The 21,270-nt window shown below is 54.3% G+C and carries 28 protein-coding genes; 9 read left to right on the forward strand and 19 right to left on the reverse strand.

Annotation, left to right across the window (positions count from 1 at the left end):
- Together VGA14_RS02565 and VGA14_RS02570 are read left to right on the forward strand one after the other, a co-directional pair.
- On the forward strand, positions 1-263 hold a 263-nt coding region (locus VGA14_RS02565), incomplete at its 5' end, for a hypothetical protein (protein ID WP_331002177.1).
- On the forward strand, positions 253-528 hold the full coding sequence (locus VGA14_RS02570; RefSeq protein ID WP_331002178.1) for a winged helix-turn-helix domain-containing protein: 276 nt from the start codon (positions 253-255) through the stop codon (positions 526-528). The genes VGA14_RS02565 and VGA14_RS02570, both read left to right, overlap by 11 nt.
- On the opposite strand, the gene VGA14_RS02575 is transcribed toward VGA14_RS02570, so the two are convergent.
- From VGA14_RS02575 to VGA14_RS02610, 8 genes are all read right to left on the reverse strand, one after another.
- Complete coding sequence (locus VGA14_RS02575) at positions 529-873, reverse strand: hypothetical protein (RefSeq protein ID WP_331002179.1); 345 nt, start codon at positions 871-873, stop codon at positions 529-531.
- Positions 874-875: 2 nt separating this feature from the next.
- Entirely contained in the window at positions 876-1,304 is a 429-nt protein-coding gene (gene sufU, locus VGA14_RS02580; RefSeq protein WP_331002180.1) for a Fe-S cluster assembly sulfur transfer protein SufU, read from the reverse strand.
- Entirely contained in the window at positions 1,301-2,545 is a 1,245-nt protein-coding gene (locus tag VGA14_RS02585) for a cysteine desulfurase (RefSeq protein WP_414690217.1), read from the reverse strand. The genes sufU and VGA14_RS02585 overlap by 4 nt, the downstream gene beginning before the upstream one ends.
- A 7-nt stretch (positions 2,546-2,552) precedes the next feature.
- Positions 2,553-2,879, reverse strand: a complete 327-nt coding sequence (locus VGA14_RS02590) for a non-heme iron oxygenase ferredoxin subunit (RefSeq protein ID WP_331002182.1) — start codon at positions 2,877-2,879, stop codon at positions 2,553-2,555.
- Entirely contained in the window at positions 2,876-4,282 is a 1,407-nt protein-coding gene (locus tag VGA14_RS02595) for a SufD family Fe-S cluster assembly protein (protein WP_331002183.1), read from the reverse strand. Before VGA14_RS02595 ends, VGA14_RS02590 begins: the two co-directional genes overlap by 4 nt.
- A 26-nt stretch (positions 4,283-4,308) precedes the next feature.
- The gene (gene sufB / locus VGA14_RS02600; protein ID WP_331002184.1) at positions 4,309-5,709 is read right to left on the reverse strand and encodes a Fe-S cluster assembly protein SufB; all 1,401 of its coding nucleotides are present in this window, start codon (positions 5,707-5,709) and stop codon (positions 4,309-4,311) included.
- Between the two features lie 98 nt (positions 5,710-5,807).
- Positions 5,808-6,170: a hypothetical protein gene (locus VGA14_RS02605; RefSeq protein WP_331002185.1), complete on the reverse strand. Its 363-nt coding sequence runs from the start codon at positions 6,168-6,170 to the stop codon at positions 5,808-5,810.
- A 26-nt stretch (positions 6,171-6,196) separates the two neighbouring features.
- Positions 6,197-6,655 carry an NUDIX hydrolase gene (locus VGA14_RS02610; protein WP_331002186.1) on the reverse strand — a complete coding sequence of 153 codons (459 nt, stop codon included), beginning with the start codon at positions 6,653-6,655 and terminating at the stop codon, positions 6,197-6,199.
- 600 nt (positions 6,656-7,255) lie between these two features.
- Here VGA14_RS02610 and VGA14_RS02615 point away from each other — a divergent pair.
- Positions 7,256-7,399, forward strand: coding sequence for a hypothetical protein (locus VGA14_RS02615; protein ID WP_331002187.1), 144 nt, complete (start codon positions 7,256-7,258; stop codon positions 7,397-7,399).
- 36 nt (positions 7,400-7,435) lie between these two features.
- Here VGA14_RS02615 and VGA14_RS02620 read toward each other — a convergent pair whose 3' ends face one another.
- A complete protein-coding gene (locus VGA14_RS02620) occupies positions 7,436-8,383 on the reverse strand; it encodes an SPL family radical SAM protein (RefSeq protein ID WP_331002188.1) in 948 nt (315 codons plus the stop codon).
- A 68-nt stretch (positions 8,384-8,451) separates the two neighbouring features.
- Positions 8,452-8,646 carry a hypothetical protein gene (locus tag VGA14_RS02625; protein ID WP_331002189.1) on the reverse strand — a complete coding sequence of 65 codons (195 nt, stop codon included), beginning with the start codon at positions 8,644-8,646 and terminating at the stop codon, positions 8,452-8,454.
- A 204-nt stretch (positions 8,647-8,850) separates the two neighbouring features.
- Here VGA14_RS02625 and VGA14_RS02630 point away from each other — a divergent pair, with 204 nt between their 5' ends.
- Together VGA14_RS02630 and VGA14_RS02635 are read left to right on the forward strand one after the other, a co-directional pair.
- Positions 8,851-9,726 (forward strand): NAD(P)-dependent oxidoreductase, encoded by an 876-nt coding sequence (locus VGA14_RS02630; RefSeq protein WP_331002190.1) that lies wholly within the window; start codon positions 8,851-8,853, stop codon positions 9,724-9,726.
- Positions 9,723-10,442: a PAC2 family protein gene (locus tag VGA14_RS02635; protein ID WP_331002191.1), complete on the forward strand. Its 720-nt coding sequence runs from the start codon at positions 9,723-9,725 to the stop codon at positions 10,440-10,442. The genes VGA14_RS02630 and VGA14_RS02635 overlap by 4 nt, the downstream gene beginning before the upstream one ends.
- Here the strand turns inward: VGA14_RS02635 and VGA14_RS02640 are convergent.
- The 5 genes from VGA14_RS02640 to VGA14_RS02660 form a co-directional block, all read right to left on the reverse strand.
- The gene (locus VGA14_RS02640) at positions 10,439-10,783 is read right to left on the reverse strand and encodes a methionine--tRNA ligase (protein WP_331002192.1); all 345 of its coding nucleotides are present in this window, start codon (positions 10,781-10,783) and stop codon (positions 10,439-10,441) included. The genes VGA14_RS02635 and VGA14_RS02640 overlap by 4 nt on opposite strands.
- Positions 10,784-10,820: 37 nt before the next feature.
- Positions 10,821-11,684 carry an NAD(P)H-hydrate dehydratase gene (locus tag VGA14_RS02645; protein WP_331002193.1) on the reverse strand — a complete coding sequence of 288 codons (864 nt, stop codon included), beginning with the start codon at positions 11,682-11,684 and terminating at the stop codon, positions 10,821-10,823.
- A 35-nt stretch (positions 11,685-11,719) separates the two neighbouring features.
- Positions 11,720-13,120: a cation diffusion facilitator family transporter gene (locus tag VGA14_RS02650; protein WP_331002194.1), complete on the reverse strand. Its 1,401-nt coding sequence runs from the start codon at positions 13,118-13,120 to the stop codon at positions 11,720-11,722.
- A 55-nt stretch (positions 13,121-13,175) separates the two neighbouring features.
- Positions 13,176-14,081 (reverse strand): transcription initiation factor IIB, encoded by a 906-nt coding sequence (locus VGA14_RS02655; RefSeq protein WP_331002195.1) that lies wholly within the window; start codon positions 14,079-14,081, stop codon positions 13,176-13,178.
- Positions 14,082-14,564: 483 nt separating this feature from the next.
- Positions 14,565-15,068: a hypothetical protein gene (locus VGA14_RS02660; protein WP_331002196.1), complete on the reverse strand. Its 504-nt coding sequence runs from the start codon at positions 15,066-15,068 to the stop codon at positions 14,565-14,567.
- 52 nt (positions 15,069-15,120) lie between these two features.
- Here VGA14_RS02660 and VGA14_RS02665 point away from each other — a divergent pair, with 52 nt between their 5' ends.
- The 4 genes from VGA14_RS02665 (at position 15,121) to VGA14_RS02680 (ending at position 17,923) form a co-directional block, all read left to right on the forward strand.
- Positions 15,121-15,771: an RNA-binding protein gene (locus VGA14_RS02665; RefSeq protein ID WP_331002197.1), complete on the forward strand. Its 651-nt coding sequence runs from the start codon at positions 15,121-15,123 to the stop codon at positions 15,769-15,771.
- Positions 15,772-15,849: 78 nt separating this feature from the next.
- A complete protein-coding gene (locus VGA14_RS02670; protein ID WP_331002198.1) occupies positions 15,850-16,230 on the forward strand; it encodes a hypothetical protein in 381 nt (126 codons plus the stop codon).
- A 41-nt stretch (positions 16,231-16,271) separates the two neighbouring features.
- A complete protein-coding gene (locus VGA14_RS02675; RefSeq protein WP_331002199.1) occupies positions 16,272-16,625 on the forward strand; it encodes a twin-arginine translocase TatA/TatE family subunit in 354 nt (117 codons plus the stop codon).
- Between the two features lie 44 nt (positions 16,626-16,669).
- Positions 16,670-17,923, forward strand: coding sequence for a Glu/Leu/Phe/Val dehydrogenase (locus tag VGA14_RS02680; protein ID WP_331002200.1), 1,254 nt, complete (start codon positions 16,670-16,672; stop codon positions 17,921-17,923).
- Between the two features lie 519 nt (positions 17,924-18,442).
- On the opposite strand, the gene erpA is transcribed toward VGA14_RS02680, so the two are convergent.
- From erpA to VGA14_RS02700, 4 genes are all read right to left on the reverse strand, one after another.
- On the reverse strand, positions 18,443-18,793 hold the full coding sequence (gene erpA, locus VGA14_RS02685; RefSeq protein WP_331002201.1) for an iron-sulfur cluster insertion protein ErpA: 351 nt from the start codon (positions 18,791-18,793) through the stop codon (positions 18,443-18,445).
- A gap of 65 nt (positions 18,794-18,858) precedes the next feature.
- A complete protein-coding gene (locus VGA14_RS02690) occupies positions 18,859-19,620 on the reverse strand; it encodes a peptidylprolyl isomerase (RefSeq protein ID WP_331002202.1) in 762 nt (253 codons plus the stop codon).
- A 55-nt stretch (positions 19,621-19,675) separates the two neighbouring features.
- Complete coding sequence (locus VGA14_RS02695) at positions 19,676-20,821, reverse strand: alanine--glyoxylate aminotransferase family protein (protein ID WP_331002203.1); 1,146 nt, start codon at positions 20,819-20,821, stop codon at positions 19,676-19,678.
- A 31-nt stretch (positions 20,822-20,852) separates the two neighbouring features.
- Positions 20,853-21,260, reverse strand: coding sequence for a hypothetical protein (locus VGA14_RS02700; protein ID WP_331002204.1), 408 nt, complete (start codon positions 21,258-21,260; stop codon positions 20,853-20,855).
- Positions 21,261-21,270: the final 10 nt, after the last annotated feature.

Raw genomic sequence — 21,270 nt, forward strand, 5'->3', positions numbered from 1 at the left:
CGGTGCTTGGGTACATATTCAAGAGCGCCATCATTTCGCTTGTCAAGGCCGCCAACGCCAAATTGCTGTATGCGCCTGTAGCCTTTGCGCTCCTGGCCCTTGAGCAGTACTCGCTTGTGCTGACATATTTTGACAACAGCAGCGTCGCGTTTGCAGGCTCGCTTGCCGTCAGGGTTGCCGGCCTAGCGTTACTTGTGTACGCGATGCGCCACGCAATCAGGATGGCCGCCGCAAGGAGGAGGGACCTCGAGATTGAGGCATGAAAAGAGGCACCGGCTCCAGCTGTATTACGACATCCTGTGCGCGATAGAAGAAGACACGTTCCGGAACGGCGACGCTCGGCCGACTCGCATACAGCACTATTCCCGGCTTTCGTACGACAAGATGGTGAACCACTTTGCGGAAATGGAAAGCAAGGGCATGATACAACACATGCCAGAGGGTTTATTGACCATCACTGCAAAGGGTAGGAAATTCATCGAGCAGTACGATGAGCTGACAACCCTGATAGAAAGCGTCGGCCTGTAGCTAGGAAATGTTTGCAGACCTGCACTGCGGGCACAGCTTCGGCTCCTCGGCTTCCGCAAACCATGATTTCGTATCGCAGTCCTTGCAGGTTTTTTCTTCCAAGCCAGTCATTATCTTGTAATAGCGCGTGTTGAAATTCTGCGCAATGGGGCGCAAAAACCCCGACTGCTCCATCTCGAGCAGCACATCCTCAAAGTCAAGCACGTCGAGGTTCATCGCCTTGTATCTTTCGGCTTCGTTAAGGTGCTCCAGTATTTCGTCGTTGGAGAACCTGATGTCCGCGCCGTTAAAGTTGTCGGAAATTGTCTTGCGTATGTCCTGCCTGCTTACCTTCGGCGCCGACATGCCTAGAGCGCCCGGGTGTCTTCCTGCAGCTTTTTGGCAGAATCGGGGTCGCGGTCCGCGTAATACTTGACCATGCCCAGCTTCAAAACTTTTAGCGACAGGAGGGCACACTTGATCCTTGCCGGCCCCAGGTTCAGGAGGCCGATGCTCTCGAGGATGTCGTCCTTTGTCAGGTCCTTCACCGACGTCAAGGGCTTGTTCATCACCATCTCTGTCAGCATGGAGGCGCTTGCTTGGCTTATGGCGCAGCCGCGCCCTTCAAACTTGATGTCCTTTATCTTGTCGCCGTCCACCCTCAGGTGGATGTCTATCTCGTCCCCGCAGAGCGGGTTGGAGTCGTGGATGCTCACGTCTGCTTCTGGCATCTTGCCCTTGTTGCGCGGGTTGCGGTAGTGGTCGAGTATTATCTCACGGTAAATGTCGTCACTCAAATCTTGAACAGCCTCCTTGCCTCGTTGAGCGCTTCAATGAACTTGTCGACCTCTTGTTTTGTGTTGTAGATATAAAAGCTTGCCCTTGATGTTGCGGCGACATCAAGCCTTTCCATAAGCACCTGAGCGCAGTGGTGCCCCGACCTGATGGCGACTCCGTGGTCGTTCATTATGGTCGCAAGGTCGTGCGGGTGTATGTCGCCGATGTTAAACGATACCACTCCACCCCTGTCATTTACGTTTGCCGGCCCGTAAAGCGTCACGCCCTTTACCCCTGATATCCTGTCAAGCGCGTACTTTGTTATGTCTACCTCGTGCTCGCGCACTTTGTCCATGCCCAGATTGTCGAGGTAGTCTATTGCCGCGGCAAAGCCGATGACGTCGGCGATGTTGGGGGTTCCGCCCTCGAACCTGTACGGCAGGTCGTTGTATCTTGTTTCGTACTTGTGGACCTCTTTTATCATGTCGCCTCCGCCAATGAAAGGCGGCATCTTTTCCAGTATGTCGCGCTTTACGTAAAGCACGCCGACGCCAGTCGGGCCCAGCATCTTGTGGGCTGAAAACGCCATAAAGTCGCAGTCCATCTTTTGCACGTCGACTGGCATGTGCGGGACCGACTGCGCGCCGTCGATCAATACCGGTATCCCTTTTTCGTGCGACGACCTGATTATCTCGTCGACCGGCGTTATGGTGCCAAGCACGTTTGACATTTGCGAGACCGATACTAGTTTGACCTTGTTTGAGTCGAGGCAGTCCCTGTATTCGTGCATCTTCAGGTATCCGTCGTCGCCTACCCCAACGTATTCCAGTTTCGCGCCCTTTTCCTGCGTCAGTATCTGCCATGGCACTATGTTAGAGTGATGTTCGATTTCGGTGATTACTATTCTGTCATCCTTTTTCACATTCTGCCTGCCCCAGGAATAAGCGACCAGGTTTATCGCTTCAGTCGTGTTGCGGGTGAATATTATCTCGTCAGTCGACTTGGCGTTGATGAATTTCGCTATCTTTTTCCTTGTATCCTCGTACGCTATTGTGGCCTCCTCTGCCAGCTGGTGGACGGCCCTGTGGATGTTGGAGTTGTAGTTCTTGTAATAGTCGCTGATGGCGTTGATTACAGCAAGCGGCTTTTGCGTCGTCGCGGCATTGTCGAGATAGACAAGCGGCTTGCCTCCCATCACCTTGCGCTGGAGTATGGGGAAATCCTGCCTTATCTTCTCAACGTCCAAAACGCCCTTTTGCAACATAAGCTTAACCGATGTCGATGTAAATTCCCGCGTCCTGTATTTTAACCTTGTAAGTTCTCAGCGGATTTTCAGCAGGCGGGCTCTGCGGCACGCCATCTTCCAACTTGAACGCCGACAGGTGCAGCGGGCATGTGACCGTGCACTCCTCCTCGTTCATGATGCCGTTTGCCAGGTCCGCAAAGGCATGCGTGCATATCCTGTCTGTCGCGTACACCTTGCCTGCCGCCCTTGCAACCATGATCTTTTTCTCGCCGTGATCGAACCCTGCCATCTCTCCGTTTCCAAGAGACTTGTCATCGCACACCCTGACCCACTCTTCCAAAAAGGTCACCTGTATTTGTAGTGCTTCTCGAATATGTCCTGCGTCTCGCGGTAGCGGGATTTTTCAACCTCGAGGATCTGCTCCATCGCTTCGTCCGTCTTGAGCATCAGTGTGTTGCCCTGCCACTTGTTTTCTATGAGGTAGTTGACCCACGCCCTGATAGTCGGGCCCATCTTCCTTGACAGCGGTTCGAGGAATCCGGACACTATCTCACGCTTTGCCCCTTCCCTGCTCAGCCCACGTGTCATCAGGTAGAATATCTGGCCCTCGTCCATCTGCGCGACAGAGGCCGAGTGAGTCGCCCTGACCTCGTTTGTCAAAATCTCGAGCCCCGGTACGCAATCTGACTTTGCTCCCCTGTCAAGCAGGATTGCGTGGCCCGACAAATACGACTCGGTGCCCTTGCCACCCTTGCCTATCTTTATCATTCCCTTGAACAGCGATTTCGAGGTGTCCTTTAGAACCGACTTTACTTGGACTCTGCCCCTGGAGTACTGGCCGTTGTGGATGAGGTTTGAGGTGATGTCAAACGACTGGCTGCCTATGCCAAACACTATCTCAATGTCTTCTGCAGTGGCGCCGGAACCCTTCATGATGCTGTCAGTCCTGTAGCGCGAAAGCAGGCTTCCGAACAACCCTGAGTACCACGACATCTTGGCGTCCCTTTCAACAAACGCCTTCCTGTTCGAGACGCAGACCGTGTCTGCGCCCATCGCCTGCAGCGTAACTGCTTCCAGATGTGCGTTGGGCTTGATTGACGTCTCTATAAGCTCAAAGTACCCTTGCTGCGTGCCACTTCCTGCGCCTGGCGCATACAACTCCTGGACTACGGTCGCCTTCGAGTTCTCTTCCGCGACTAGGATGTTCCTTGAAACGAGCGACGTCCCGTCTTCTGCCAGAGACGTAATGAGCCTGATGGGCTCTTCGACCACGACGTTTCTTGGGATATATACAAATACGCCTGACTGGAACGCCGCGGCCTCGAGTGCAAGGTACTTGTCCTCGCCAAAGTCCAGCGGGTTTGCCTCGACATGCGCCCTGACAAGGTCTGCGTTCTTGGTTATCGCTTCCCTGATGCCGCTTACTATGACTCCTTTCTTGGCGTCGTCGTCCTTGACAAACACGCGGCTTGTCTCTGCGCCGACCTGCAAGATGCCAGTCTCCTTCTCGAGCTCTTCCAGCCTCTTTGCAAGGTCGCTTCCTACCTCATGCTTTGTCTGCAAAATCGCAAGGTGTACGCCTTCGGGCTTGATCCTGTTTGCGTCCGAGTATTTCGAATAAAGCGGCGAGACTTCTGATGGCAGTGACAGGAACTTTGCCAGCGCCTGCTTGCGCGATTCTGCAAGCCACGCCGGCTCGCCACTTGCCACCGCGTCTACGTGTTCTTGGTTAACACCTGATAGTGTGGTCATCTCAGCTCACCAGAAAAAGTGTGAGATTAACCGACGGAGCCTTCCATTTCCATCTTGATAAGTCTGGTAAGCTCTACGGCATATTCCATCGGCAGCTCTTTTGTGAATGGGTCCATGAATCCGCCTACTATCATTGACAGCGCGTCGGATTCAGAGAACCCCCTTGACATCAGGTAGAAGATCTGATCCTCGCCTATCTTGCCGACAGTCGCCTCGTGTGTGATGGTAGCGTCGTCCTCGTTCACCTCTATGTACGGGTATGTGTCCGTCCTGGACTTTTCATCAAGCAAGAGCGCATCGCACCTTACGCTAGACTTGACTCCCGTCGCGCCCTTGGCGACGTGCAAAAGCCCGCGGTAGGTGGTCCTGCCAGAGTCCTTGCTGACAGATTTGCTTGTGATTCTAGAAGTTGTATTTGGAGCCAAGTGCACGGCTTTTGCTCCTGCGTCCTGATGCATCCCTGCTCCAGCAAAGGCGACTGACACTACTTCTGCGTGTGCACCCTTGCCAAGCATGTAGACTCCAGGATATTTCATTGTTAATTTGCTTCCAATGTTTCCGTCGATCCACTCTACAGTCGCATTTTCATACGCATATGCCCTCTTTGTCACGAGGTTGTAGACGTCCTTGCTCCAGTTCTGGATGGTGGTGTAGCGTATCTTGGCCCCCTTCTTTGCAATCAGCTCAACGACTGCAGAGTGAAGCGACTCTGTCGAGTAGACAGGAGCCGTGCACCCTTCGATGTAGTGGACTTGGGCGCCCTCATCCGCGATGATGAGCGTGCGCTCGAACTGGCCGATGTTCTCGGCGTTGATCCTAAAGTATGCCTGCAACGGAAGGTCCACCTTGACTCCCGGTGGGACGTAAATGAATGAGCCGCCTGACCAAACTGCGCTGTTGAGCGCTGCGAACTTGTTGTCTTCTGGCGGGATTACCTTGCCAAAGTGCTTCTTGAGAATCTCGGGGTATTCCTTGACCGCGGTATCGGTGTCAGAGAAAATTACACCTTGCTTTTGTAGGTCTTCCCTTAAATGGTGATAAACAGTTTCAGACTCGTACTGGGCGCCGACTCCTGCAAGGAACTTGCGCTCCGCTTCAGGAATGCCGAGCTTTTCAAACGTGTTCCTAACAGACTCGGGCACGTCGTCCCAGCTCTTGCTGGTCTTTTCTGACGCCTTGGCATAGTAGTAGATGTTCTGGAAGTCAATCTTGGACAGGTCGCCCCCCCAGTTTGGCATTGGCTTGCTCATGAAAACATCATAGGATCTTAGCCTGAAATCGCGCATCCAGTCCGGCTCGCCTTTCATCTTGCTTATCTCCTCAACCGTGCCCCTGGAGAGCCCCTTCTTGCTCAGGTAAACGTAAAGCTCGGTTGAATCCTTAAAGTCGTACTTGCTATAATCCATGTTCAGGTCTTCAGTGGTCATATACAGATAGTATAACGGTGTTATTTTATATATATTTTCCACCCTATAACGGGTGTTTTGGTAATTTGTACAGCCTAACTTTCTATAATTTGTTCAAGTTAAGTCGTGTGCCTCATCGCGTTGTGCATCTCCAGCGCCCCTTTGCGCACCAGCGCCTGCACGTCAGGCGCAAGGTCGTCCATCTTTATCTCGTTTGCTTTCAGTTTCTCGAGCACTTCGCCCACCGTCACATCCTCCCCGTTGACGGCCACACTGCTTTCAAGAATGCCCATGCCGGTTTTCAAGCCGAGCACCCAGAGCAGCTCTTCCACCTTGCCCTTACCCTGCGCCAGTTTTTCCGAATATTGTTTTATCGCCTGCTCATTGTGCTCCTGCATGGCCTTGGCGAGCATCTTTGCAATCGTATTCGACTGCCCCTCAAGCAAATCGATGCGGAGCCTGACGTCTTTTTCAGAGCGCAAACATGTCTGCTATGCCCTAAAGGGCTTTAATCATTTTGGGTCCGGCGCTTTGTGGACCAGAAGGTGCCCGCCGAAGTTTTCCAATTGCGATAATCTGCAAGTATCCTGGCGTGGTCAAACGCAATCCTGTTCTTCATTTTCTCTACGTCGGCAAGCTCGACCCATTCCAGGCCGGCCGCGTCGTCGCCTGCCCGTTCGTTGCCGCCGATTACTATTGCAACAAACACAACCGAGAGCGTTTGTCGCCTCGGGTCCCTCGCGGGGTCAGAATAGACGCCCAATATCTCTATGGGATCTATTTCAAGCGAGGTCTCTTCCATCACTTCGCGCTTTGCCGCGTCCTCTGCAGTCTCACCCTCGTTCACAAAGCCTCCTGGGAGCGCAAGGCAGCCCGCGAATGGCTCCTTCTTTCTTTTTATCATCAGGATCTTTGAGTCCTTTTGCATTATTGCGTCTACGGTGGGCACCGGGTTCCTGTAGCTCACTGCTTTTCTGCAAGCGGGCAGGGGTATTAACCTTCTAACGGTGCAAAAAATTTCAGTAGATGCCGTATTTCGCATGGATTTACCATAGTATGGTGCGAATACTGCAATTGCAGCATGATATTTCCTTTTCATGCCAAAATCTTGGCTCTGTTCGGATCGTGGTTGTTTTCTTTGGTTGTTCGGCGTTGGTTGGTGTTCATCCCCCATAGATCTAATAAACTGCTGTGCAGCAATAGTGGTGGTATCCATGCATAAAGGCAAGGTTGTTGCCGTTGCAAGCGTTGTTGCTGTAGGTTTGGTATTTTTTTAATCGTAGTTTATGAGCGGATCGCTTACGATTGTTATGAAATTAGCCAAGAATTCGAACGGACGTTTGAACCATATGCATGCGATTATGGTTCAGGTTTCTATGTAATTACGGTATTATGAGCAATAATGCTTGCTTTCGGCAGTTGGGTCTTGGTTTTCGGACTAAAATCACTTTCATTGGTGACTTACAAATCATAGTTTCACCAACCAAACCCGAACAACCAGATAGGAATAACCATAATCGGAACAGTACCAAAATCTTAATAATTTGGCGCGACAATATCATGGATAATGTCCGTCGTGTTTGAGATGGAGACGGAGGCCCCGGCGCCGCTTAGCATCTGTCCGAGGTGCGGAAGGCAGGTAAGGATAGACGGCCACTGCGAGTGCGAGGCCGTGTTTCTTGCAGAGGACTACAAAAAACCGCGCAAGTAAACGCGCAAAAGCCTCCGAACGAAGCTGTTTGCTAGATTACACTGCGACGTAATTCAGTATAGACTTTTGGCCGGTGCACGACCTGTCTATTTCCCTGGGGCCGACGTGTTCCGGAAAGCCGCTGCTCATGCCCCTTGCGCGCACCATATCGCCGAGCCTGCAAGTCACCTGCTTGCCGTAATCCTTGTCGCACGCGACATAGCTCCCAGAAAGCGGCTCTTCAAACCCGTAGATCTTTTTGTACTGCTCTGCTCCGTTTTCTACGCCAAGCAGCGCAAGCACCGACTTCATTCTGTCCCATATGTCAGTCCTGAGCCTGAGCATCGCGCCAAAAACATACCTGACCCTTGCATTCTTGCACGCGTCTACAACCGCGCCAAGCTCGTCGTCGCTGTCAGTCACCAGAGGCATTATGGGATCCACGTTCACCCCGCAGGCGACTCCTGCGCTGGCAAACTTTTCGATCGCCTCAAATATCCTTGCGGCCGGGGGCGTGCCGGGCTCGACTATCCTCCTTATCCCCTCGTTGCAAGTCGTTACCGACCAGACGATAAAGCAGTTCTGACTGTAACCAGCGTGCAGCTCCAAGTCGCGCTCGATAACTGCTGACTTTGTAAATACATAGTACGGCACGTTGTATTTTTGCAGCACCTGGATGCACCTCCTTGTCAGACCGTACCGGAGCTCCGCCGGCTGGTAGGCGTCCGTCGCAGACGAAACCATGACCGGGTTGATTCTCGAGCCTTTCCACGAGGCCAGTTCGCGCTCAAGCACCTCTGGCGCGTTGCTCTTGGCGTAAATCCTGTCGTAAAACTCTGGCGACCACTCGTAGGTGGCGTAGCAGTAGGCGCACCTGTGCTGGCACCCCTGGTACGGGTTTATCGTCAGTCCCCCGTAGCCCTTGACGCTGAAGGGGTGAATAATCGACTTGCTTGCCTTTTGTTCGTATTCGGGGGCTTGCATATTGTACCATAGTCCTGACATGTTGTGACATGCATATTCGATGCTAATAAGCCGGGCTACACCTGTGGGGGAGGGGGTCCCACTCTTGCTCATATCGCATGCAGGACCTCAACTACTGCAAAGTCGTGCAGCTCGGCGGCCTTTGCCGCGCTTGTCTGGTCGATCCTGAACAGGTTGTAGGCACACAGAAGCGCTGTCCTTCTCTGGCCAATTGAATCGTGGGACGGCTCTGACATGCCATTTTCCACAAACCACGTGGTGCCCTTGGCCTGCCCTTTCAGCAATAGCCCCGGGATATCCATCCGTGTTATATCATCTCAGTTCCCTGGATATCCAAACCAGGACATATTATGTTATACTCTCTGATAACAGCAAGTGGCAAAGGCAGTTACTATTGTATACAAAAGTTATCCATGATTTCACCTTTGTTACGACACGATCGCACGGCCGAGTATAGTTTTTTATTGGCGCAAGGGCGCACCAAGGGCATGAAGGTCGGCGTCATAGGCCTGGGGCTGATGGGCTCCGGCATGGCAAGGAGGCTTGGGGTCGCCGGCCACGAACTGGCCGTCTACAACCGCAGCAGGCAAAAGGCGGAGGCTTTCTCGAAAATTTCGCGCCTAGCGGCAAGCCCAAAAGAGCTGGCCGGCTGGTGCGATGTAGTGATAACGGTCGTGACTGACTTTGACGCGGCCATAGACGTGTTGACGGGGCCGGAAGGCGTGGCCGCGTCGCAGAACCGGCCAATAGTTGCCGACGCAAGCACCATTGCGCCCTCCCAGTCCGAGCAGCTGGCGCAGGAGCTAAAAAAACACGGGATAGAGATGCTCGGGATGCCCGTCATGGGCGGGCCGGCCGCGGCAGAAACAGGCGAGCTGATACCTATGGTGGCCGGGAGCAAGGCCGCCTTTGAAAAGGCAAGGCCGGTCATAGAGGCGCTTGGGAAGCAGGTCTTTTACATCGGCGAAAAGGCCGGCACTGCAAACGCGGTCAAGCTTGCGCTGAACATGAACATCGCGCTCATCGCAACCGCAGTGTCTGAAGGGATAACACTTGCAAGGGGGTGCGACATTGATCCCGCGGTGTTTATCAGGATTCTCAACTCCACATACTTTAGGACGGGCCTTTCGGAGAAAAAGGGCCCCAAGATGGTCGCAGGAGACTTTGAGCCATCTTTCCACTTGAAGAACATGCTCAAGGACCTGGAGCTTGCCACCGGCACTGCCCAGGCAAAAGGCATAACGATCCCGGCAACTTCAGCAGTCCAGCAGATGTTCCGCGCGGCAAGCAACAGCGGATTTTCAGAGCAGGACTATACAGCAATATGCGCCTTTCTGGCAAGGATAAACGGGATGGGAAAATGAAGCTGAATGTGATAAAGCCGGTCAGCGAAAAGGAATTTGCGCTTTTTGCCTCACTTCCCGATATGGGCCGGGTCGGGGGCCTCGTCTCGTCGTTTCTTGCCCAGAACCTAAAATGCGAGCAGGTGGCCGAGATGGTGTCAAGCGACAAGCCGTGGGTGTCGTACGCCGACGGCGTTGTGAAAAGCGCAAGCGACGCGTACAAGGTCTACTTCGACAATGAGCATCGCATGATGATATTCACCGGCGAGTCGCAGCCGCAGGACCCCGGCGAGCTGCACGCGCTTTGCAATACATTGCTAGACTTTGCGCAAGGCGCGGGAAAGGTGACAAGGCTTTACGGCGCCGGCGGATACCTGCGCGAGCAGCTGACTGGCGCGCCTAGGGTCTGTGGCGTAGTGAACAAGCCCGAGCTGAAAAACGTGCTTGCAAGGGCGGCCATCGACCTGGTTGGCCCGGAGATATCAAGCATCACTTGGTTTAACGGCGTGATACTCGGCCTGGCCGCAGAGCGCGGAGTCGACGCAATAGGGCTCTTTGGCGAGATTGCCGAGACGACCGTCCCCCAGCCGCTGGCCGCAAAGAGCATTCTTGCGGCGTTCTCAAGGCTTGAAAACATCCCGCTTGACACAAAACTTCTTGACAGGCAGTACGAGTCAATCCTTGAAGAGGCACAGAAAAAGAAAGAGCCGAGCAAGTACGGCCCCGGCATTGGCTAGTGTACCAGCGCACCAAGTGGCGCATCTTCCGCAATGGTCAAGAACACCGGCCTGCCTTCCTGCCCGTCCGCTGCCAAGAGCATCCCGTTTGACGTCATCTCACCTATCTTGCGGGGCTGCAGGTTCGTGCAGATGACCACGGTCCTGCCGACAAAATCCTCAGGCTTGATCCAGAGCGCCGCGCCTACCCCGACTTCGCGCTTTTCGCCCCCGATGTCGACCAGCGCCTTGAACACCTTTTTCATCTTTGGAATGGGCTCAGCGCTTACCACTTTGCCTATCTGCAGTTTAACCTTCATAAACTCGTCAAACGTGATTTTTTCTTGCGCCGGCCCGCTCATGACCTACTGAAAGCGTGCAGGGTTATTTAATCAAGCACTACTTCACTATCTCGTCAAAGCGCTTCATGGCGTGTGGCAGGTCCTCGAGAAGGTCAGTCGAGGTCATGTGCAGCCCCACGCGGTTAAACGACAGGTTGCCCGCAAGCCCATTGAAATAGACTGCAAGGAGCGACGCCTCAAAAGGATCAATCTTGCACAAGAGCCCTGCAGCTACGCCTGAAAGCACGTCGCCTGTCCCGCCGACCGTCATGGCGCAGTTGTGCGTTCTGTTGATGCCCACGCGCCTGCCGTCCGACACGACGTCAGTCGGGCCCTTCAGCAAGACCGTGATGCCGTGCTTTTTTGCCATCTTTTGCACGTTTGCCACCCTCTCCTTTTCCGTCCCGCCGGGGTCCTCGCCGAACAGGCGCCTGTACTCGCCTGCATGCGGCGTGACTATTGTGTTCGTATCTTTTATCTCTGGAAGCACGTCGGGCACAAGCGCCGACGCGTCAAGCAAGAGTTTTGTTCCTTTTTCTTTCAGGTTCCTGACAAGCGCGGTCAGCGCCTCCTGCCTGGCGATACTCATTCCCATGCCTATCGCCGCCGAGTCGGGCTTTCTTGGCATCATCGCGGCAAGCCTGTTCGCAGAGCCGACGGTCAGCTTGTCGTCCGGCAGCGGCAGCACAATGAGCGCAGGCGAGAACGACCGGACCTCTGTAGTTATTGAACGGGGGACTGCGGTGTATACTAGGTCGGTGCCAGAACGGAGCGCGGCCATGCTAGTAAAGACCGGCGCGCCGTGGTAGTAGCGGCTTCCGCCGACTACAATCACTGTACCGCTGTCGCCCTTCTTGGCAGTCGCCTTCCTTGGCGGCATCAGTTTCTTGGCAAGCGGCAGGTTGATGGTGATGACTGCCATCCAGTCAAGAGCACCATGCCATGGATATAAAGAGCTCAACCCGGCTCGGCGTGTATCGTGACGATTGAGCCGGGATACCTTTTCCTTATCTGCTTCTCGATGTCAGTCACCCGCTCGTGCACCTGCTCTATCGTCGCGGGCCCTTCGGGCGAAAATATGCAGTTCACATCTATCTTGAGCACGTCGTCGTCCGTCCGAAACGTCGCTATCCTGCCCACCTTCCTGATTTCAGGAGAGGCAAGGACTATCTGCGTTATAGAGTCCTGCATCTCCGCGTCTGCAAGGGGTTGCACGCCGGCCAGCCCCGGCATCAGCGGTTCTAGATGCACGGTTACGTCCGAGTCCTTCAGCTGGCCTTTTATTGAGTCCTCGACCGCGCTAGAGATAGCGTGGGCCTCGCTCAAGGTGGCGGACCTGTTGACCTGTATGTGCAGTGACACTTCCAGCCTTCCGGTGCCGCCCACCCTGGATGCTATGATGTTGTGGACGCCTTTGACCCCGCGCACGCGCGCCGCGGCGCGCTCTATTATTGATTCCAGCGGCAGGTCGGGGCTGAACACCGGCTCAAAGTGGACGGTGATGTTCTGCACATCTCCAATCCCAAGCGCCTTGGCTATGTTGCGCTCCACCTGCGCGCTCGTCTCGTGCGCCTTCTCGAAGCTCATGTCAGCCATGAGGCTTATCGTGGTATCGACGAATATCTCCATGCCCACCCTGCGCATCTTTATGTCGCTGCAGCCAAACACGCCTTCAGTCTCGACCGCCGCCTGTTTCACCGTTGCTACGAGCCGGGGCGGTATGCTGTCTGTCAGTTCTACTGCGTTCTGGTAGGCAAACCTGCTGCTCAGATAAGCCAAGAACGCGCCAAGGACTATAGCAGCTGCTGCGTCGCCGGCGTACACTCCTGTCGTGACAAGCCACAGCCCAAAGAGCGCGACCGAGGTCGACCCAAAGTCGGCTACTGCGTGGTACAGGTCGGCCCTGAGCGTGGCAGCGCCGGATTTCCTAGTCGCCCGGCCAAGCACGGTTATCCTGAAAACGTCGACGGCAAGCGTGTAGATTGCTGCTGCAAAGCCAATCGTCCCGGGGATTACAAGCGCGGCCGGCCCGCCAAAGGCTATCCTTTCAAACCCCTCAAAGATGAAAAGTACTGCAACCACAAAGAGCGCCGTGCCGCCGATAAAACTGCCTATGGCCTCTATCTTGCCGTGGCCGTACGTGTGCTCGATGTCGCGGGGCTTTGACGCGAGGCGGACTGCAATTATCAGGATGCCGGTGACGACAGAGTCGAGCAGCGCATGCGTGCTGTCTGTCAAAAGCGCGAGGCTGTTCGTGATTACGCCTGCGACAAACTCGAATACAAAGACAGAAGTGATAGCTATTAGCGATATGCGCAGTGCATTTCTCTTGAGCGCAAACTCGCCGGCTGCTGCCACGGCTCACCACTTGATTGCGAAGTTGCTATATAGGTGTTGCCTAAAATATGGGCGCCTAGTTGGCCAGCACGTCGAGCTGGCCCTTTAGGCTCTTGTACCTGTTCCTGACGGTCACTTCTGTGACGCTTGCGGCCTCTGCGATGTCTGTCTGCGTCCTGTTCTCGCCCGTCGCCAGGCACGACATGTACAGGACAGACGCTGCGAGGCCCATCGGGTCCTTGCCCGCCGACATGCGTTCCTTGACGACTTCGTGCATCAGGTTCATGGCGTGGCGTTTCGTTTTTTCAGAAAGGCCCGCCTTGCTTGCCACCCTTACGATGCACTTCATCGGGTCTATCATGGGTATCTTCAGGTCAAGCTCCATCACGACGAGCCGGTACATCCTCGCCAGGTCCTTGCGCTTGACGTTGCTCGTTTCAGCGATGTCCTTGAGCGTCCTTGTCATGCCTGTTTCGCGGATGGCTATGTAAAGCGCTGCGCCGAGCGTGGCAGATATCGTGCGACCGCGCACAAGCCCGCGCTCCTGCGCCTTCCTGTATATGTAGGCCGTCTTTTCGACTACTGCGTCGGAGAGCGACAGCTTGTCCTTGAGCCTGTCTAGTTCGGAGAACGCCTGCCTGAGGTTCCTGTCAGTCGGCGTGTGGGCCTGCGTCCTAAAGTCCCACGCCCTGAGGCGGTCCATCGTGGCCTTCATGACACCCTCTATCCTTCGCCCGCTGGCGTCCTTGTCCGTCCTAGCGATGACGGTGGACAGGCCCATGTCGTGGCGCGCAAGTGAGCTTGGAATCCCGGTCCTCGCCCTGTCGTCCGCCTCTTGCGAAGTGAACGCGCGCCACTCGGGGCGGGTCTCCTGGATCTTGTCAGAGATCACTAGCCCGCAGTTCCGGCAAATAATTTCCCCGGACTCTGGGTCGGTGACCGTCCGATCGTGCTTGCATGGAGAGATTAGAGATGTTTTCATTTTTATCTAAAAATCAATGTAATTATCGTTTTCTTTGCTTATAAGTAATGTGGAACAAAAAATAATTGCATTCGAGGCCTACACTATTCATAAAAACCATCACTGGCAAAATATCATATAATAATTGCATGTTTTTTGTTCAAAAGGCTAGGAAATATGTCATTAACTTACCAATTGCTATCTAGTCCGTGCCTGATACCGTGCAACCGGGCCACAGGTTTGTAGAAATATTGGACAAAGCACACGTGAAAACTATTAATCTAATATGATGAGGCGGCCTTTGAGAAACAGTGCAAAAAACCGCCCTCTTGGTAGTAGTAGCTTTTGCTCCTAGCACCTGCATGCGTGCTGCCCGGTCCATTTGTCTCGATACCGGGCCTGCGCGTGAACCTGCAAGACGGACAGGAGCAGGCGAGTGAGAATAGTCAAGCTCTATCTCGACCTTTTCATCCAGCCCGGAAAATTCAAGCACGGTCGCTTTCTTCATTTCTTTCTACCGTTCCTGAAAGGCATCGGCAGGTCTGGCAGGGCAAGGGAGAAGGTCTTGTTGCCGAGCATCGCAAAAGTCTTGCCCTCGTAGGTGCACTTTACCACCGGCAGCGGGTTGACGCCGACAAGGAGGTCTGCCACCTTGTAGTATTCCACCAGCTTTCTCTGTTCATAGACGGTCTTGTTCTTGCGCCGGAACCTCTTTTTGCTCATGAACTTGAACGCGAAAACGACGTGGCGCTCGTTATATGCACCAAACATCTCCCTTATCATCACGCACCGCTCTATCTGGTCCTGCGGCACGTACAGTATGTTGCTCGTGCCGGACTTGGCCTCAATCGTGAGGAACACGCTTTTCTCGTTGTTGACTGCGACAATGTCAGGCAGCCCGGTCGACGAGCCGCCGAGCCTTCTGGCCCTCCAGTCCTTCAGCTCGTTAAAGCGCTCGACGAGCCCGTGCTCAAACGCGTATCCCCTGCTCCGGCGGATGTTCCCCAAGCCCGACTAGCGTTTGCGTCCCCCGGAAATAAGGTTTGTCGCAAGTCTTTTATTGAAATGGCTGACGATAAAGGCCATGTCAGAGCTTGGCATACGGGACTCGCTCGAAGCCATCGATGCGGAGTTAAAGGACGTACAGGAGCGCCGCGAAAAACTGATCAAGGGAACGCGCGATGCGGTCATGCTCTGCAGCAAGTCGATAATTGCTATGCACAGGGGCGAGATGGATGTCGCGAAAAAAGACATGGACGGAGCAAAGGCCATGCTCGACGAGTTCCGAGCGTCCGCGCAGCAAGATCTGAAGAAGTACGTTTCAGTCGCAGAGCAGGAGCTGGTCGAGGCGTATGCTCTGCGGTCCGTAATCGAAGGCTCGGCAGTACCGTCGATGGATGACCTAGAGGTCTCGGGTCCCGCGTACCTCACCGGCCTGCTCGACTGCGTGGGCGAGATAAAGCGCCTCGTCTACGACAGCATGAGGGCCGGCAAGGCCCAGAGCGCGGAATCTCTGTTTGCAGTCATGGAGGAGATCTACGGCGCGGTCTACCCGTTTGCAGTCTACGACAACGTCGTCGCCGGCCTGCGCAAAAAGCTCGACGTGGCAAGGATGCTGATTGAAGACATACGCGCCGTGGTGACTGAGGAGAGCAGGCGAAAGGCGTTCATGGACGCAGTCGGCAGGCTTGAAAGCGGCACGAAAGACTAGCTGAAGAACGGCTGCATCCGCGCGGCATAGCGTGGAAGATTATCATGTGGTATCCAAAAAAGGGCATTGAGGATCGCATTGGAAGAATCCGAGTTTTTCACAGAGCTGTGCCAGCTTGCCCTGTCCATAGATAGGAACGTCCGGTTTGCCGGGGTGGTTTACAACAACGGCAGGTTGCTGACCGGGAAATACCGCAACGACATAAAATCCCCTCTTTTCAATTCCACTGCAAGAAGCGACGTGACGAACAACTTGTTCTACGCAAGCTACAGGTCGGTGGCGCTGACCCGGACGTTTGAGACCTCGCTTGGCTCGCTCAAGTACCAATTGTCAGAATTTGATGATGTGAAACTGCTAACCGTTCCGCTCACCATCCGGGGCGACAGGTTCCTGTGCGTATTACTCGACCCGATGCCGTCCTGCCAGATGACCGTAACAAAACTGATGGACAACATCTGAAAGGTAATCTTTAATTCCCGTCTTGGACAATTCGCGTACGTATGGCCGTGCCTTCAGGCATGCTCATGAATATAGCTGGCTCGGAGTGGGCCATTATCATACTGCTTGCTCTGATACTTATATTTGGGACAAAGCGACTGCCTCAGTTTTCGCGGACTATCGGCAAGGCGGTGGGCGAGTACGAAAAAACCCGAAAAAGATTCAGACTGGAGATGGAAATCGCTGCCGAGCAGGCCAAGAGGGACGCCGGCGTCAGCAGGCTGCCGAGGATAACGGGCCCCGTCGAAACCGAGCGGCAAAAGCTGGAGACCATCGCCACGTCGCTTGGCATTGACCACGAGGGCAAGAGCGACGACGAACTCCGGTCGCTCATTTCGCAAAAGATGAGCGTCTAGAACAATCTAACACTTAAATACGCTATCAATCTAGCTTGGAGGCAATGTCTCAGGCATTGAACCCGTTTGAGATGGCTCTCAAGCAGCTTGACGAAGTGTCGAAATTGATAAAGCTGGACAAGGGAATGCACCAGGTTCTTGCGCACCCAAAGCGCGTCCTCACAGTGGCCGTGCCTACCAAGATGGACAACGGCGAGATCAAGGTTTTCACCGGTTTTAGGTCGCAGCACAACGACGCCCGTGGCCCGTTCAAGGGCGGAATCCGCTACCACCCGCAGGTCTCCATTGATGAAGTGAAGGCACTGTCCATGTGGATGACTTGGAAGTGCGCGGTAGCAGACATACCGTACGGCGGCGGCAAGGGCGGCATCATCTGCAACCCCAAGGAGATGTCTAATGGCGAACTAGAGCGCATGACTAGACGTTATGCGTACGGCATAGCCGACATCATCGGCCCGCACACCGACATTCCGGCGCCCGACGTTTACACGGGAGGCAAAGAGATGGCCTGGATTATGGACACTTATTCGGCGCTAAAGGGCAACTACGTCCAGCCCGAGGTAATCACTGGCAAGCCGATACCGATTGGCGGCTCGCTTGGTAGGACCGAGGCGACCGGCAGGGGGCTTGCATTCACAGTCCGAGAAGCGGCCAAGAGGCTAAAGATAAACATGAAATCTGCCACCATTGCGGTGCAGGGCTTTGGCAACGCCGGCCAGTTTGCGTCGCAACTTGTGGAAGAGCAGGGCGCAAAGGCGATAGCAGCGTCTGACACGAAGGGCGGCGTCTACAACAAGGCGGGCATATCAATTGCAGCGTTGCGCAAGCACAAGGAAAGGACCGGCTCTGTCGTCGGATTTGCAGGAGCCAAGTCGGTCAGCAATGAAGAGCTGCTAGAACTTGACTGCACGATCCTGATACCGGCCGCGCTTGAAAACCAGATAAACGGCAAGAACGCCAAAAATGTCAAGGCCAAGATCGTGGCCGAAGCCGCAAACGGCCCGACTACGCCGGACGCCGACGAGGTCCTGTACACGAACAAGACGCTTGTAATCCCTGACATTCTTGCAAACGGCGGCGGAGTGACGGTGTCGTACTTCGAGTGGCTGCAGAACCTGAGGCGCGAGTACTGGACCGAGGATGAGGTCAACCAGAAACTCGACAAGAACATCACCAAGGCCTTCCTTGAAATCTACAAGACCCACGAGGACTACGACGTCAACATGCGCAAGGCCTCGATGGTGCTTGCGGTCAACAGGGTCGTCGAAGCCACCAAGATCCGCGGCCTGTGGCCGTAACCCGGCTTACCTTTTCTTCATCCGCTTTCAGCGCGGTAACTTTCATTGTTAAATAAGCACACGCCAGACTAGTTGCATGGCAACTCCAAAAGTGTTAGTTGAATCCTATGGTGATGCGTTTGCGAAAAAGGACTTTGACAGGGTCAGAAGCTACTGCACAACACAAGCTTTTCTTTCCGGGGACCGATTGAAGCATTCGACAAGACAGACGATCTTGTGGCCGTGATGAGGCGGCTTGGTCCAATAATAAAAGGGATGGAAAAGAAAAAGGTGTTCGTTGACGGGAATGACGCCTGCATGATCTATGACTTTGCAACAAACCTGCCAGACATAGGCATATCAAGGATGGTTGAATGGTTCCACGTGGAGGGTGGCAAGATCGCGTCAATCAACCTGAACTTTTACCTGCGGCCTTACGTCGTCATGTTCGAGCAGACTATGAAACAGCACCAGGGTCCGCGATTCCACAATATAACGCGATCGCCAAGTTATCCAAATGAAAACAGGAAAAAAGGGAGTTTACTCTGTGCTGAACGAGTGTCCGCACGAGCAGCTCTTAGTCACGTTTGGGTTGTTTATCTTGAAACCAGAACCCATCAGGCTCTCGACATAGTCGATGTTTGTGCCCTTCAGGTACCTCTGGCTGTAGCCATCCACCAACAATCTGACGCCGTTCTGTTCAAGGACTGCGTCGTCCTCGTCAGCCTTTTCCTCAAAGCCCATGCCGTACGAGAGACCTGAGCATCCGCCTCCTGTCACGTAGACCCTGAGAAAGAGGCCCGTATTGCCCTCCTGCTTCATGAACTCGGCCACCTTCTCGGCCGCCTTGGAGGTTATCGTAATCGCTTGTGCTTGCTGCGCGCTTTCCATACTGTTAAAACTTGCATTTTTTGATATAATAAGTTTTTCCTACCGCAAAAAGTGGAAAAGGGGGGTTACTTGGCCTCTGCCTTTGCTTCCGCCGGCATGTCCTCTTTCTTCTCGTCAGCTTTTTCTTCCTTCTCGGCCGCCGGCTTGAGAGCCTCGTATTTCTCGACGAACTTTAGGTTCTTGGCGGCGGGCACGAACTTGAACACGTCGTTTGCGACCGCGCGCTTTATTATCTGCAGCCCTTCTGCCAGGTACGTCTCTTCCGGCAGCTCCACTTCCAGGTTCTCGCCGGCAAGGTTGAACTTGACCTTGTCGTCCTCGATCGGTATCCTGCGCTTTATGAGCGCGGTTATCTTGTCACTGTCGCTTTCAAGCTTTTTTGTCACGTTGACGTCGTAGATGAGCGTCTTGCCTGCAAGGCGGTGGTTAAAGTCGACCTGCAGCCTTCCAGAGCCGATGTAGCGGATGATGCCGGTCCTGTCGTCCAGTTCCACGACATCGCCCACCTGGACTTCGTCTGCCTTGTCGCCCAGCTTGCGCTGCGGGATCATCCTCACCTTGCTCGGATCGCGGTCGCCAAAGCCCTTGTCCGGCGTCACTTCAACGTCGAGCTTGTCGCCGACGTTTGCCTTTGCAAGCGCCTCATCAAGGCCTTTCAGGACCCACGCCTCGCCCACCGATACGAGTCTTGGCTCGTATTTGCGCGTCGGGTCGTAGAGGTCTGTCTTCTTTGCCTCCTCTTCGCGCGTCGTCTCGAAAACTTCGTTAGTGTCCTTAACCTTGGCAGTGTAATCTACCAGAACGAGAGAACCCTTTTCAAATGGCATGGAAAGCGTGTCTTTCTCTGCGTAATATTAAGCTTGATAGAAATTAAAAGGAGGGCTAGTTTAGCCCCTTGAGCTTTTCAAGCGCCACGGAAGTCGCGTCAGGGTTTGCCTTGATGCCTAACATGTTCATCGCAGAAGCAATCGACGACAGGGTCCTCATGACGTGGTACTTGCTTACCTCGCCCATAGAGCCCACCCTGAACACCTTGCCCTTCAGGTCTCCAAAGCCGCCGGCGACAAGCACCCTGAACTGCTCGCTAAGAAGCCCGCGGAACTTTTTATCGTCCATGCCCTGCAAGTAGTTCACGGCGATGACGACGTTGCTCCTTGCGTCCTCCTTTGCAAACGGGGTCAGCCCCATCGCGTTGAGGCCTGCGTAGAATGCTTCTGCGCATATCTTGTGGCGCCTTATCCTGTTCTCCATGCCCTCTTCCAGTATGATGTTCAGCGCTTCGCGGAAAGCGTAGTACAGCGGCAGCGCCGGCGTGAACGGAGTCTCAAAGTGCTCCTCCTGGTACTTGAAGTATCGTTTCAGGTTGAGGTAGATTGTGGGGGGCGGGTTTTCCTGCATGTATTTCTTCGCTTTTGTGCTAACAGACACCGGCGAAACGCCCGGGGGCGCTGCAAGCGCCTTTTGCGACGCGGTCACGCAGACGTCGATGTTCCACTTGTCCACCGGGAGATCGTCGCCTCCAAGTATCGAAACTGAATCAGCAATAAAGAACGCGTCCTTGCTCGACGCAAGCTGGCCCAGCTTGTCCATGTAGCGTATGGTCGTTCCAGTTGACGTCTCATTGTATACGGCGTAGAGCGCTTTGATGTCCTTGTGCTGTTCAAACGCTTTCTCAAATTCCTCGTAAGGCGGGTTCTGGCCAAATGGCGCCTTTATCCTGATTGCCTGGCCTCCCCAGCTGTCGATAAGGTCTGCAAGCCTGGTCGAAAACTCGCCGTTTACCGGTATGAGCGCCTTGTCACCTTTCTTGATGAGGTTGACCACAGACGCTTCGACCGCGCCGGTGCCCGACGTCGTCAGAAGCACAATGTCGCCGGTGGTCTGGAAGACCTTCTGGGTCTTTTCAAATATTTCCTTGTACAGCACGCGAAAGTCGTCGCTTCGGTGGTTAATAACGGGCGCAAGCATCGCGTTCATGACTCTGTTGGGAACGTTTGTAGGACCTGGGAGCATTACGAGATATTCCATGTACGGTGAGGCGCGCTGGCCGATATTTAAATCAACTAGGGTTGCTGCCCTTTTCCTCTTCCTCGTCGCCCAGCTTTTCGTCCAGCTTTTTCTGTAGCGCCTTGTAGTGTTCGTACTTCTTAGTCCACTTTGAAAGCACAAACCACTGCCTTATGCCGACGCCGAGCCACACGAGCGCTATCACGAACGGTATGGTGCGGACGGGCCAAAAGTTGGGGGGCTCTGGGGGAGCCCTGTCCGGGTTCCACGGGCCGCCATGGACGGGGAACGGCCGGTCGATGATCGCAGACGAGATCGCAAATGACACTGGGATTACAACCATGATGGTTATCACCATCAGTATGAACGTCCTCTTGGTCCTGTTCAGCTGGTCGATTATTCCGTCCATTATGTGGAAGATGTTCTCCCCAGTGTCGTCTTTCTTTTCCGGACCGCTCACAGCCTTGGTT

The organism is Nitrososphaera sp. (assembly GCF_036397675.1).
Taxonomy (GTDB): domain Archaea; phylum Thermoproteota; class Nitrososphaeria; order Nitrososphaerales; family Nitrososphaeraceae; genus Nitrososphaera.

What these genes read in the sequence shown, in the direction of transcription:
- VGA14_RS02575 (WP_331002179.1), bottom strand. Translation starts at nt 873, where the DNA reads ATGTCGGCGCCGAAGGTAAGCAGGCAGGACATACGCAAGACAATTTCC.
- VGA14_RS02595 (WP_331002183.1), bottom strand. Translation starts at nt 4,282, where the DNA reads ATGACCACACTATCAGGTGTTAACCAAGAACACGTAGACGCGGTGGCA.
- sufB (WP_331002184.1), bottom strand. Translation starts at nt 5,709, where the DNA reads ATGACCACTGAAGACCTGAACATGGATTATAGCAAGTACGACTTTAAG.
- VGA14_RS02615 (WP_331002187.1), top strand. Translation starts at nt 7,256, where the DNA reads ATGTCCGTCGTGTTTGAGATGGAGACGGAGGCCCCGGCGCCGCTTAGC.
- VGA14_RS02620 (WP_331002188.1), bottom strand. Translation starts at nt 8,383, where the DNA reads ATGTCAGGACTATGGTACAATATGCAAGCCCCCGAATACGAACAAAAG.
- VGA14_RS02630 (WP_331002190.1), top strand. Translation starts at nt 8,851, where the DNA reads ATGAAGGTCGGCGTCATAGGCCTGGGGCTGATGGGCTCCGGCATGGCA.
- VGA14_RS02635 (WP_331002191.1), top strand. Translation starts at nt 9,723, where the DNA reads ATGAAGCTGAATGTGATAAAGCCGGTCAGCGAAAAGGAATTTGCGCTT.
- VGA14_RS02640 (WP_331002192.1), bottom strand. Translation starts at nt 10,783, where the DNA reads ATGAGCGGGCCGGCGCAAGAAAAAATCACGTTTGACGAGTTTATGAAG.
- VGA14_RS02645 (WP_331002193.1), bottom strand. Translation starts at nt 11,684, where the DNA reads ATGGCAGTCATCACCATCAACCTGCCGCTTGCCAAGAAACTGATGCCG.
- VGA14_RS02655 (WP_331002195.1), bottom strand. Translation starts at nt 14,081, where the DNA reads ATGAAAACATCTCTAATCTCTCCATGCAAGCACGATCGGACGGTCACC.
- VGA14_RS02675 (WP_331002199.1), top strand. Translation starts at nt 16,272, where the DNA reads ATGGCCGTGCCTTCAGGCATGCTCATGAATATAGCTGGCTCGGAGTGG.
- VGA14_RS02680 (WP_331002200.1), top strand. Translation starts at nt 16,670, where the DNA reads ATGTCTCAGGCATTGAACCCGTTTGAGATGGCTCTCAAGCAGCTTGAC.
- erpA (WP_331002201.1), bottom strand. Translation starts at nt 18,793, where the DNA reads ATGGAAAGCGCGCAGCAAGCACAAGCGATTACGATAACCTCCAAGGCG.
- VGA14_RS02690 (WP_331002202.1), bottom strand. Translation starts at nt 19,620, where the DNA reads ATGCCATTTGAAAAGGGTTCTCTCGTTCTGGTAGATTACACTGCCAAG.
- VGA14_RS02695 (WP_331002203.1), bottom strand. Translation starts at nt 20,821, where the DNA reads ATGGAATATCTCGTAATGCTCCCAGGTCCTACAAACGTTCCCAACAGA.